Source organism: Elusimicrobiota bacterium (assembly GCA_028718185.1).
GTDB lineage: Bacteria > Elusimicrobiota > UBA8919 > UBA8919 > UBA8919 > JAQUMH01.
In genome coordinates this window covers 1-14,709 of the sequence record JAQUMH010000004.1, presented here as the reverse complement: position 1 = coordinate 14,709, position 14,709 = coordinate 1, and the positions used below count along the sequence as shown (strand labels likewise).

Sequence of the window (14,709 nt, the reverse complement as noted above, 5' to 3'; positions counted from 1 at the left end):
CACCACCAATCACTGTTCCGGCAACAGGTGGTTGGCAAACATGGATAGATGTAGAAGTTGCAACCAATGTGGCGATTACTGCAGGCAATCAGATATTTAAATTAGTAATGGACGCAGGTACATTGGAAGCTGCAGGTAATTTTAACTATATTAATTTAGTGAAAATAAATGCAGATATACCTAATATGGTAGATACACCGACAATTAGTCCAAATGCAGGAACATATACAAGTTCTGTTACTGTAACACTTAGTTGTACAACCGGTGGAGCTTCAATAAGATATACAACAAATGGAACAGACCCGACATCATTGTCAACATTATACTCCACACCATTTACATTAACTGCGAGTGCAACAGTAAAAGCCCGTGCGTTCAAAGCTGCAATGACCGATAGTTCAGTAAATAGTGTGGCATATACAGTAACAGCTGTTACACCACAACAGCAGGCATATCCCGCGGGCGTAGCATGGTTGATAGGAACAGGGACAACAACTATACAGGCAGAAGATTACGATATGATGACGAGTGGTACCGGAGAAGGTAATTCATACCATGATTTAACAACCAGCAATGAGGGTGGTGCATACAGGACAACAGAAGGAGTAGATGTGGAAGCATGCACCGATACGGGTGCTGGATACGATGTGGAGAATACAGCACCAACCGAGTGGCTGGAATACAGTATAAATGTTAATCAGGATGGACAATATAAGATATTAGTTAGAGGAGCCAGTCAACTGTCAGGTAATGGTCCAATACATCTTGAGTTCGCTAAAAATAATGCTACTTATGTTCAAACAATACCATCAGTAAGTATACCTAATACAACCGGCTGGCAGACATGGACGGATGTAACACTTTCAACAGGAGTAACGCTTACTGCAGGCAACCAGATAATGAAGTTAGTAATGGATTCTAATGTAGCAACTACTTGTGGTAATATTAACTTCATTAAATTAGTAAAAATAATTGCAGATACTCCAAGTGTAGTGGCGACACCAACAATTAGCCCGGCAGCAGGAACATATATAAGTTCTGTTACAGTAACATTAGGTTGTGCAACCAGCGGGGCAGAGATAAGATATACAACAAACGGAACAGACCCGACATCATCGTCAACATTATATTCAGCACCGTTTACATTAACTGCGAGTGCAACAGTCCGTGCCCGTGCGTTCAAAACTGGTATGACCGATAGTTCAGTAAATAGTGTAGCATACACAGTAACAATCATTTCAACGCAGCAGTCGTATGGCAATAGCGGGTATCCATGGAATATAGTAACAGGAACAACAACGATAGAGGCAGAGAATTTTGATTGGATAATAAGCGGAGGTAGTGGTGAGGGCTTATCATATCATGATACAACTTCCGACAATTTAGGCGGAGCATACAGGCTAACCGAGGGAGTGGATATTGAAGCAATCACAACTGGTGGTTACGATATAGGTTTTGCAGTACCAACCGAATGGTTAGAATATAGTATAAATGTAAATCAAAGTGGCAACTATAAAGTAATAGCAAGAGCAGGTTGCGGAATATCAAATGCAAGTCCGTTCCATATTGAATTTGGTCCTCACAATGGAACACCACTTGTAATAACACCATCGGTAAGCGTACCTAATACTGTTAATTGGCAGGCATTTACAGATATAACAGTCGCAAACTCAGTAACGCTTACTGCAGGCAACCAGATAATGAAGTTAGTAATGGACGCCGGTAGTACAGATACCGGTAATTTTGATTACATCAAGTTGATAAGTATAACTCCGGATACAACACCGCCAACAGTAAGTGTAGTAATACCAACTAACATAACCGGCAATGGTTCGGTTATAACATGGACAACAAATGAGTTAGCAAACAGTAAGATAGAATATGGATTAACGACAAGTTATGGCAGTGCAACTCCGGTAACAGATGCCACTGGGGTGTATTTGCATAGTGTTACATTAAGCGGGCTTACTCAAAGCACATTATATCATTACAGGATGGTGTCTGTAGATATGAATGGTAACACGACAACGACCGGCGATTACAGTTTTACAACTATTCTTAATGACCCTAATCCGCCTGTAATAAGCAATGTATCAGCCGGAGTAACAATAAATAGTGCTGTGATAACGTGGAATACTGATGAGAACTCAGATTCACAGGTAGCATACGGAACTACAACGGCAATGGGTACGACAACTGCATTAGATACAACACCTACAAGATTACACAGTGTCCCTATTACCGGGCTACAGAAAGGGAAGACCTATTATTACAAAGTCTACAGCCGTGACTCATCCGGTAACCTTGCAACATCATCACAATACAGTTTCAAAACATCTAACTTAAAGCACAAAATATATACATATTACTATGATGACGGGACAACTACAACCAAGGTAGGAGCAACACCATCAGCGAGTTTGAGGTTTAAGGTGCAGGTATATAATATAGATGAGGGTAGTTTGGCGACTGATTACACCGGGACAATAACTCTTACAACTAAGAACAGTAAGAGTAGTGTCCTAAATACAACAGATTCAACATTAACCGAGTCAGATGCAGGTGAGAAGGAAGTTTCAATCCCGTTCCGTAGTGACATAAATACTATAGAGTTAACAGGTGATACCACGGCGCCGGTAGTGATAAATTTCAGTGATATGTATATCTCAAAGTTAGTAGGCTACCAGGGTGGAACAATACGGGGAGCCAATGGATTAAAGATACTAATACCTACAGGCGTGTTATCTACGAACAAGTATCTTGCGTCAATAAAGACGAGTGCAGCACCTGCAGTTCGAAATACGATGAAATATGTTAACACAGTTAATCCTATATGTTATGATTTTGGCGAGTTAACATATGGTGCTGAAAATGCTCCTGTCCTGGAGAACCAGACATTCACACGAGCAGTAAACATAACGATACCATATACAAAAACGGACATAGGGACATTAAACGAAGATGGGTTAAGGATATATTACTGGAACGGGACAGATTGGGATTTGGTGACAGGTGTCCAGACAGTAGACAAATTTAACAATACTGTTACCGCAACAGTCACACATTTCTCAACATATAGAATATTGGGCAGTTATGTATCAGCAGATATGAGTAATGTTAAAGTGTATCCGAACCCGTATAATCCGTCAACAGCGGTTTTAGGTAAGTTAAAGGTAACAAATCTTCCAATAAACAGTGTTATGAAGTTGTATAGTGTGACAGGTGAATTAGTGAGAGAACTCAAAGAGCTCGATTTTGGTAATCTTGGCTGGCTCGAGTGGGATGGAAAGAATGACGATGGCGACAAAGTAGGTAAGGGAGTATATATATACCAGATAGAAGACGGAACAGGTAAAAAGAAGACCGGAAAAATAGGACTGATAAAGTAAGATAGACGCGTTATAGAGTTATAGAGTTATAGGGTTTTGGGTTCAAAATCTAAAGCCATAGGATGTTATAAAACAGGTCTGCATAAAGTAATTTATATATTTTTTTTCAACTATGGGTAGTTTTAGGTATAAATAACACAATATTAGTCAACTATTTAGCAATATTAGTCATTGACTTTTTTCAATTTATGTGTTATACTTCATTAGTAGAAACGTGCAGAAACTAAAGTAAACAGTATTGTTTTACCCCGCTTACTGCGGGGTTGCATTCCCACGATTAACATCGGGGTTATGTTCTCGTTCGGTCCAGTAGGTCCGAACTCCGAGCATTAACTCGGTCGGTGCAGTAGCTCCGACCTGCGAGTGCGAATTCCGAAAAGGCTGCTCCCATGAAAGTGGGATGAGTTCGCAAAACCAAGGGCTAAGATAGTGAATGCCAACACAGGTTGCCGATAAGCGACGAACAACAAGCAAGTAAATCACAAGCGTGTAAACCGCTTTGTGATAAACCGCTTGTGGCAAGACTAAAAACTATCAAGCCAGCAAGGTTGCCGAAAACAAAAGAAGTGAATTAGTGAATTAGTGAATTAATGAATTAAGTTGAAAAACTTAATTAAGTTAATTGACTGGTTTTCTAGTAGACTTCTTTATTTTTTTTGTTCCGATGAATAGAGACAAAAAAAATAAAACAGAAATACAAGAATGATACAATCCATTAGATATTACATAACACAAGGAAATATTATATGATTAAAAACATTAAATTCAGGTTTATAATTTTAAGTTCTATTTTCTTTTTATTAATGAGCTCTCGTGTTTTTTTAAACGCTGATGTAACTGTTGATTTTTCGCAATCCAAAGGTACGTTTGTAAAATACAATGGTTATACTAATCATATATTTAAAATGAAAGGGACCAAAGATACACAAAATGTCAAAGATGCAGGAATTATGCTTGAACGAGTATTTTACAGTCCTCATGTTATATGTACTGCAGAAGGACAATATGACTGGACTAAAAACATGTGGGGATATTATGGCTCTGATGGATTATTAGATGACATAATCTTAGAAGGTGCAACACCCTTAGTTACAATAATGCAGACAATGCCCAGTTGGCTTGGATGGCCCGTAAGTAATGGTAAGTGGACACAATATGAAACGATGATTAGAGATATTCTAACTCATATTAAACAAAAGTACCCGGGGACCGTCTATATCGCTCTTTTTAACGAGCCTAATTTATCAATACCAGCCACGCAATATTCACCGGAGTATCCTCAGGCATTTGGTGTAAATGCCGGATGGAGCAATGCCGGTATTTCTCCATATGGTGAAATATACAAGCAATTTTATTTGCACACTTCTAATGCTGTAAAAGCAATCAACGCTCAAGGTGGACAATTTAAGTTAGGTGGTACTGAAATTTCAGCTCAGCCTGCGACAAAGTTGGATATGATTCGTTCGTTTCTTGACTTTGTTAAGGCTAATCCTTCTTTACAATGTGACTTCATAACGTATCATCACTATAGTGATGTGCTTGATGACAGTATTAATTCAGCTAAAGGTTTTTCGCTTGCGGTAAGAACTGAAATGACAAATCGTGGCATTGATTTGCCTCAATTTATTACAGAATGGCATTATTCAATGAATAATAATCCAAATGCTGATATTAGTGACTATAATCTTTCATATGTTGCAGCATGGGTTGCTGCCGGGTGGAAGACGTTAATGGACACTAATCTCGGAAATAAAATAATTCCATTTCAATTCGCCCTGAATGATTATGCAGGATTCGATCGTTCTATTGTGGCTCCCATACCGGGTGACGGTGTAGTAACCGCACCAGCCAATTTGCTGAGAACACTACCCGATGGTACAGTCTTTCCTCTTTACAATGTTTTTAAAATGATGTCTATGCAGAAGACAACACGATATAAGGCAGATAGTACAACTGTTAATGTATATCCATTAGCAAGTGCTGACAATTCAGGTATTGCTTTAATGATTTCCAGAAAAGGCACCAACGAAAGTGTGAATGTCAACATAAATAATCTTCCTGTAAATTTTCAGTCAGGAAATATTCGTTTTGAAAGATATTTAGTTGATAGATCACATAGTAACTGCATGTACAATATAAACAAACAATATCTTGAGAAAGTTGAGGATACTAATCTTACCCCGCGTACAAATCATACATTCACATTTGTTCCCTCTGATACGACAAATTCCGTTACTTTAATAGTAATGACACCGTCAGTTATAACATCTGACACAACTCCACCAACAATAAGTATAACCTCACCGGCAAATAATTCAACAGTAACAGCATCACTATTAACCGTTAGTGGTACAGCTTCAGACAATGTAGGATTGAGTAAAGTAGAATTGAAGGTAGGAGCGGGAGGAACATACACCACAGTTAGCGGAACATTATCTCCATGGAATGGAAATGTAACATTAGCGAACGGTTCTAATTTAGTATATGCAAAAGCGACTGATACATCCAATAACATAAATGAAACGTCAATAACAGTAACATACACTCCACCACCAGACACAACATCACCCTCAACAATAAACACATTAGCAAGCGGTGTTGCAACCAGCAACAGTGTAGTGTTAAGTTGGACTTCAGTAGGTGATGATGGAAACACAGGCACAGCAACAACATATGATATCCGGTATTCAAATGTGAATATAACTGATAGTAATTGGGCAACAGCTACACAATGCAGCGGAGAACCTGCTCCTTTAGTTGCCGGTAATAACCAGAGTTTCACAGTACAGGGCTTAAGTGCAGGAATAACTTATTATTTTGCTATGAAGGTAGGCGATGAAGTACCAAACTGGTCAGGAATATCCAATGTAGTAAGCAAAGCAACAACTGCACCCGACATTACAGCTCCCTCAACAATAAACACATTAGCGACAGGTGTTGCAACCAGTAACAGTATAGTATTAAGTTGGACATCAGTAGGCGATGATGGTAACATAGGAACAGCGGGTGTTTATGATATCCGGTATTCAAATGTAAATATAACTGATAGTAATTGGGCAACCGCGACGCAATGCAGTGGAGAACCAACCCCATTAGTAGCCGGAAGTAACCAGAGTTACACGGTACAGGGTTTAAGTGCCGGGATAACCTATTATTTTGGAATGAAGGTAGGCGATGAAGTGCCAAACTGGTCAGGAATATCTAATGTAGTAAGTGGTCAGACAAATAACCAAGGTAATATAGCAATAGGAAAAACAGTAACAGCATCGACAGAAGAAGGGGCAGGTTTAGAATCGACAAAAGCAATAGATGGAAATGTAGCAACACGTTGGTCATCACAATTTAGTGACCCGCAATGGATAGAAATAGATTTAGGGGGGACATATAATATAAATCAAGTTGTATTAAGATGGGAAGACGCTTATGGAAAGGATTACCAGATACAAGTATCAAGTAATAATATAAACTGGACAACAATATACACAAAGACAGGCGGAACCGGCGGAGTAGAGACACTAAGCGGACTTAGCGGTAACGGCAGATATATACGGATGTATGGAACCGCAAGAGGAACTACTTACGGATATTCGTTATGGGAGTTCGAAGTATACGGGACACTTGTAACAACACCTACAAAGAGTATAACAATAACGTACCCGAATGGCGGAGAGAATTTAATAGTAGGTAGTCAGCCGACAGTAACATGGACAAGTGTTGGTGGGGTAGGGAATGTAATGCTCCAGATATCAGTAAATGGCGGGACGAATTGGAGTACATTAGTAGACAGCACAGCTAATGACGGTAGTGAAGCAGTAACTTTGCCAAATAGTGCAAGCAGTAATTGTTTGATAAGGTTGGTAGAGATAAGCGGAGGGACGACCGATAGTTCAAATACAAACTTTACAATAACAGTAACAGGTCAGATGTCATATGCGAACAATGGAAATCCGTGGCTGATAGGAATTGGAACAACGACAATAGAGTTAGAGAACTATGATACAGGAGGTCAGAACGAAGCATATTATGATACAACATCCGGTAATCAGAGTGGAGCATACAGGACAAATGAGGATGTAGATATAGAGAATTGCAGTGATACAGGTGGCGGATACGATATAGGATATGCAGTAGCAACCGAGTGGCTGGAATACAGCGTAAATATGAGTGAGACTGCTGAGTACCATATAATAATGAGAGGAGCGATATTAGGCACGGCAAGTCCGTTCCACATTGAATTCGGCACTCATAATTTAACCCCATATCGAGTAACACCATCAGTGACAATACCTGATACAGGCGGATGGCAGATATGGCAAGATGTAGAAGTCTCATCAAGAGTAGCACTTAGCCAAGGCAACCAGATAATGAAATTAGTAATGGACACCGGAGCAGGAGCATATAACGGTAATTTCAATTACATTAAGATAATAAGACTCACTGCTGATACGACACCACCTGTAGTGAGTATAATAACGCCGGTAAATATATCCGGTAGTGGAACAGTAGTAACTTGGACAACAAATGAACTCGCAAACAGTAAAGTGGAGTATGGTTTAACGACAAGTTATGGCAGTGAAACACCGGTAACAGATACCAGTGGAGTATACTCGCACAGTGTTACACTAAGTAGTCTTACTGAAAACACAACATATCATTATAGGATTGTGTCAATAGATTTGAGTGGCAATCCAACAACTAGCGGCGATTATAGTTTTACAACTATTCTTAATGATCCTAATCCACCGGTAATAAGTAATGTGTCAGCAGGTGTAACACAAAATAGTGCAGTTCTAACATGGAATACCGATGAGAACTCAGACTCACAAGTAACATATGGAACTACAACGGCAATGGGCACAACAACAACATTAGATTCCAGTATGAATAGGTTACATAGCGTTCCGATTAGCGGATTATTGAAAGGCAATACTTATTATTACATGGTTTATAGTCGCGACTCATCCGGAAATATAGCAACATCAGCACAATATAATTTCAAGACATATAACAACAACATAAAGCACAGGATATATACCTATTACTACGATGATGGGACAACAGCGACTAAGGTAGGCGCATCAACATCTGCGAGTTTGAAGCTCTTGGTGCAGGTATATAATTTAGATGAAGGTGATAACATTATAGCAACAAATTACACCGGTACTATAACACTTACAACCAAGAACAGCAAGGGCACTGAATTGGATACGATTGATACGATGTTAATTGAGGCAGATCAAGGTGAAAAAGAAATCTCAATCCCATTCCGCAGTAACATAGCTACGGTAGAATTAAGTGGTGATACAACTGCCCCAATAGTGATAAATTTCAGTGATATGTATATAGCGAAGTTAGTAGGTTACCAGGGTGGTTCAATACGGGGAGCCAACGGATTAAAGATATTAATACCGATAGGAGTTCTGTCCGCAAATAAGTATCTTGCGGCAATACAAACAAAAGTACCTCCGTCAATAGTTAACACAACGAAATATATTAATACCAGAAATCCGATATGTTATGATTTTGGCGAGTTAACATATGGTAATGAAAGTGCACCGGTATTGGAAAACCAGGTATTCATGAGAGCAGTGAGCATAACATTACCATACACAGCAGCAGATATAGGGACATTAAACGAAGATGGACTTAGGATTTACTATTGGACCGGCACAGATTGGGATTTGGTATCAGGAGTCCAGACAGTAGACAAAGTAAACAACACGGTAACCGCAACAGTAAAACATTTCTCAACATACCGAATATTAGGTAGTTATGTATCTGCTGATTTAAATAATATAAAAGTCTATCCGAATCCATATAATCCGGCAACAGCGGTACTTGGTAAATTAAAGGTGACAAACCTGCCGATTAACAGTGTTATGAAATTGTATAGTGTGACAGGCGAGATAATAAGAGAGTTAAAAGAGCTCGATTTTGGTAACCTTGGCTGGCTCGAGTGGGATGGCAAGAATGACAATGGAGACAAAGTAGGTAAAGGAATATATATATATCAGATAGAAGATGCTTCCGGTAGCAAGAAGACGGGAAAGATAGGACTGATAAAGTAAGATAGAAGCAAGAAGTAAGAAATAAGAAATAAGATAGGATACAGATTGATAGCATCATAAGTCAATGTCCGAAGTTGTATTTGCAAAGCTTTTCTACCGCAAAGACATGATATTCAATGTTGTAGTCGCTTGCCCTTGGCAAGCATAACCGCTGTTACTATAGATACAAGTTTCTCTAACTTGAACGTTTTAAACAATAAATCCAATCGTCTTACCGAAATAACTCTTTCTTTATACCGCAATATCGCAAAAATAGCAAGTAAACCCAAGACAAAATGACAAATCAGCTAATTAATACATTTTCTTGTTTTCTAATTATAGCGTTGCTACTGTGCATAAGCACCACAACATTAGACAACTTTTTAACAATCTTAGCCATTGACTTTTTTTACCCCATACATTATACTCTAAATAGAAAGAGCAAGAAGAAACACAAATATTATATGGAAAGATTTAAATATGTCAATAGCAATATTATACAAAAGTAGGAATATCAAAATGCAGTTGTTTTTACCCCGCAAACTGCGGGGTTGTGTTCCCACGTTAATAACGGGATTATGTGCTCATCCGTTTCGGTTGAGCCGGATTCCGCGCATTAACTCGCTCGGTCCAGTAGGTCCGAGCTCCGGGCACTAACCCGAAAAGGCTGCTCCCGAGAAATTGGGATGAGTTCGCAAAACCAAGGGCTAAGATAGTGAAAGCCACCAGGTTGCCGACAAACATAAGACTCAGGACTATCAAGCCAGCAAGGTTATCGAAAATAAAAAGTTTATTAGAAATTATTTACTAAAGGTGCTTAGCACGTTTATGTGAATAGATAATTTCTAGTAAGCTTTTTTTGTTTTTTTGAGTCCCCTACTGGAGACACAAAAAAACAACCCCGCAAAGCGGGGTCATCAACTCTGAATTAGGTTTTATCGCACAATCGCACAATTACGCCATAGCACTATTTTAAAGGAGGGTATTTATGAAAAGTGTAAGGTCAGTCCGAGGTCAGATGATAGAAGTAAGAAGTAAGAAGTCAGAAGCCAGAAGTCAGAAACAAGTAGTCAAAATCCGCTTGTTTCTTGCCTCTTGCCTCTTGCTTCTTGCTTCAGGTAGTGCATATGCCGCTTTTAGTAAAAGCGATGCCGGCACAAGTGCAGTGCATTTTTTAAAGCTGGGCGCCGGAGCCCGCAGTAGTGGCATGGGTGATATAGGAGTAGGCGTAAGTGAAGGAGCAAGTAATATATATTGGAATGCAGCCGGATTAGCGGGAATAGAGAAAACATCAATAAGTGTAATGCATGCGGTCTGGTTTGAGGACATAGGCTATACCTGGATAGGATATGGACAGCCAACCGAAACCGGCGGGTTAGGAATAGGGATACAGTATTTAAGTTATGGTTCTATAGAAGGCAATGATACATCTGGAGTATTAACGAGCAATTACAGTCCTTCTGATATGTCAATAACATTAGGGTATGGTAATGACGTAAGCGACGAAGTATCATTAGGAGCCGGAATAAAGTATATAAGCAGCAAGATAAAGGATACGGGGGTAGCAATAGCAGGAGATATAGGAATGTTATACAAGCCAGCTGAAGGAAAAACGAGCTTAGGAATATCGCTCCAGAATCTAGGTGGAAAGATGAAGTATATAGAATCCGGCGATAATCTGCCGATGACGATACGTGTAGGCGGAGGATATAATATTCAACCTGAGTGGTTAGTAGGTTTAGAAATGACAGCAGTAAATGACAGTGAGCTTGGTATAGGAGCAGGAACAGAGTACAAGTATGCAGCGAGTGAAGGAGCAACACTAATAGGCAGGGCAGGATATAATACAAAGACAAAAGACATAGGCGGGTTGAAAGGATTAAGTTTAGGAGCAGGAATAGAGCTTAAGAGTTGCGGTGTAGATTATGCATTTGTCCCGTTTGGCGATTTAGGCGATACACATAGAGTATCGTTGAATTTGAAATTCTAAAAAGGGTTATAGAGTTATAGAGTTATAGGGTTATAGGGTTTTAACTCTACAAACTCTAAAACCCTAAAACTCTATAACATACATTACACATAACACATTTTAAAGGAGGAAGGAGCTATGAAGAATAAGAAGAGAGTATGTTTAGCAGTTATTTTTGTAATGCTTTGTGGAGTAATTAGTAAGGTCAGTGCGTTAGTTCCTGTTAATTTTACCCGCGGCGATATGTTTGTTACACATTGGTATGAGATAGATAGTGAAGCTAAATTATATGCCGATTTACAAACCGGGAAAGATGCAAATTTTGATGCTGTATTCTTTTTCCTCAGGGAAGACTATTTAGAAGCAGCGAAAGACCCTGTAAATTGTGGTTCATGGAATACTCAGGCAAGTTGGGACATGTTAGGTAAAGCGATTGCCTGGTGTCATAACAATAGAATGAAGATACATATTGGTTATGGACCAACCAGAGGTTACGAAGGTGGTTTTTTTAGGAGATGGGGTTATGGATATTCTCAAATGTCTTCAGATGGAGGTATGGCAGAAGAAAGAATAGAAATAGCATATCCGGAAATTAGAGCTTATGAGCTTGATTTAGTAAAATTTCTTATTCAGAATTATCCCACAATAGACGGGATTCATTTTGAAGAACCTCAATATGACGGGTTATCATATTCGACTCCAATAAATATAGTAGTATCAACTGCTACGTTAGGACCAGATACAAATGATACAAGAAGAATAAAAGCAATGAAAGATTCAATGAATTCGTTTTGGCAGGAATTTTCTGATTGGATTTCGGTGAATAGACCCAACCCGACATTCAATATATCAGAAAACTGTCCATCAATCACTAATAATTCACTAAATGTTTCAGGAGTAGATATGTTGTGGCATCAAACACATCCGTTAATGGATTTATGGATACAACAGGTTGATCAAGCTCTCGGTGATGTACAATGGGTATGTGATTTTATGGAGACCAATAGCGGCAGATTAAATAATAAAATACCATTAGTGCCGGGAACATTTATAGATAATGCTGCTTCTTTTAATCAGACAGGCTGTGTTTTAACGGGTCCGGCAAATAACCAAGTAGCGACTACAGCACAATGTTTTTGGCAAGATATCTTTAAGATAATTAATTGGGGACATAGCTGGAATACAAAAGCACTATGTGTAGCAGGGAACTCTGAACTCAATGTTCCTCGAAATATGTTTTTAGATATAGGAGACCCCAGCTGGTTAGGATTCACGAGCGGCGAGATAATATCAAATATCCCCTGCCCGCCCGCATCAATCGCTACATTATCCGTAGGCAACATAACACCTACCAGTGTGGTGCTAAATTGGGTCGCAGTAGGAGCAAATGGCTTTAAGGGAACAGCGAGTCAGTATGATATCAGGTATGCAACGACTCCGGCCGGTATAACTCATAACTGGGCTACCGCAACACAATGCACAAACGAGCCGGTTCCGCAAGTATCAGGAACAAACCAAAGTCTTACAGTAAGTGGTTTAGATACGGTGAATAAGACATATTATTTTGTGATGAAAGTAGCAGATGTTGAAGGCAACTGGTCAGGCATATCCAATGCCGCCACCAACAAGGCAGATACTATATTACCAAGTATAGCTATCACATCACATTCAAATGGTTCTACGGTAGAGGCAACTTTGTTAAACATAAGTGGTACTGCATCAGATGATACAATGTTAAGCAAAGTAGAAGTTAAAGTAGGCGCCGGTGGTACATATGTCGCAACAACAGGATTAAGTCCCTGGAATGGAACTGTAACATTAGTAAGCGGCTCAAATACAATATATGCTAAAGCGACTGATACGTCAGGTAATACAAAAGAAACATCAATAACAGTTACTTGCACGCCGGTAGTTGACACAACACTGCCAACTATAGCTATAACATCACCTGCTAATGGTGCGACATTAACAGCATCGTTATTAACGGTAAGCGGTACTGCATCAGACAATTTAGGATTAAGCAAAGTGGAAGTTAAATTAGGAGCCGGCGGCACATATGCATCAGCGACAGGGACAAATCCGTGGAGTGGAACAGTAACATTAGTAAATGGCTCAAACACAATATATGCGAAGGCAACTGACACATCAAACAATATCATAGAAACATCAATAACAGTAACCTATGCACCACCGGACACAACACCACCAAGTATAGTTATAACATCACCTGCTAATAGTGCAACATTAACAGCATCGTTATTAACGGTAAGTGGTACTGCCTCTGATAATATAGGCTTAAGCAAAGTGGAAGTTAAATTAGGAGCCGGCGGCACTTATGCATCAGCAACAGGGACAAATCCGTGGAGTAGCTCTGTCACATTAGTAGGCGGTTCAAACACAATATATGCAAAAGCAACAGATACAACAGGAAATATAACCGAAACGTCAATAACCGTGACATATGTTCCTGATACAACACCGCCTACAATAGCCATAACATCGCCTGCAAATGGCGCTGCAATAACGACAGCAGCATTGATAACAATAAGTGGTACCGCAGTTGACAATATAGGGATAAACAAAGTGGAAGTCAAGTTAGGTGCCGGCGGCACATATGCATCAGCGACAGGGACAAATCCGTGGAATAGTTCTGTCACATTAGTAAGTGGCTCAAATACAATATATGCTAAGGCAACTGACACATCAAATAATATCATAGAAACATCAATAACGGTAACCTATACACCATCAGACACAACAGCGCCAAGTATAGCTATAACATCACCTTCTAATGGTACTACATTAACAACATCGTTATTAACGTTAAGTGGTACTGCAAATGACAATATAGGAATAAGCAAAGTTGAGATTAAGTTAGGTGCCGGAGGCACTTATGCATCAGCTACAGGGACAAATTCATGGAGTGGAACCGTAACATTAGTAAATGGTTCAAACACAGTATATGTGAAGGTAACCGACACCTCAAACAATAGTACTGAAACATCCATAAGTGTAACCCGTGTAAATACAGCTCCGACAATAAGCTGGACCGGTGAAACAAACTATACATCAGATGGCATAAATCCGGAGACCGGCACAACCAATACGAGTTATGTGTATAGAGTGAAGTATGCCGATGCCGATGGCGATGCCCCGAAGACAGGGTATCCAAGAGTCCATATAAAGAAAGGAGTAAGCGAGATAACCGGCAGTCCGTTTGTAATGACTACCACGGATACCGGTTCATATGTAACCGGCAGGAATTACAGTTTGACAAAAATATTAAGTGCCGTAGGCAGTGATT

4 protein-coding genes are annotated in these 14,709 nt (G+C 39.5%); all 4 read left to right on the top strand.

What is annotated here, in order from left to right; genetic code table 11:
• Positions 1 to 8 precede the first annotated feature (8 nt).
• Positions 9 to 3,389: a chitobiase/beta-hexosaminidase C-terminal domain-containing protein gene (locus tag PHE88_06850; GenBank protein MDD5687533.1), complete on the top strand. Its 3,381-nt coding sequence runs from the start codon at positions 9 to 11 to the stop codon at positions 3,387 to 3,389.
• A 746-nt stretch (positions 3,390 to 4,135) separates the two neighbouring features.
• A complete protein-coding gene (locus PHE88_06845; protein MDD5687532.1) occupies positions 4,136 to 9,457 on the top strand; it encodes a discoidin domain-containing protein in 5,322 nt (1,773 codons plus the stop codon).
• Between the two features lie 967 nt (positions 9,458 to 10,424).
• Positions 10,425 to 11,426, top strand: a complete 1,002-nt coding sequence (locus PHE88_06840) for a PorV/PorQ family protein (protein ID MDD5687531.1) — start codon at positions 10,425 to 10,427, stop codon at positions 11,424 to 11,426.
• 117 nt (positions 11,427 to 11,543) lie between these two features.
• Positions 11,544 to 14,709 (top strand): Ig-like domain-containing protein (locus PHE88_06835; protein MDD5687530.1); only part of this gene is annotated, 3,166 nt, incomplete at its 3' end.

Bases quoted from the DNA above. Each gene is read 5' to 3' on its own strand.
- PHE88_06845 (MDD5687532.1), top strand. From the start codon at position 4,136: ATGATTAAAAACATTAAATTCAGGTTTATAATTTTAAGTTCTATTTTC.
- PHE88_06840 (MDD5687531.1), top strand. From the start codon at position 10,425: ATGAAAAGTGTAAGGTCAGTCCGAGGTCAGATGATAGAAGTAAGAAGT.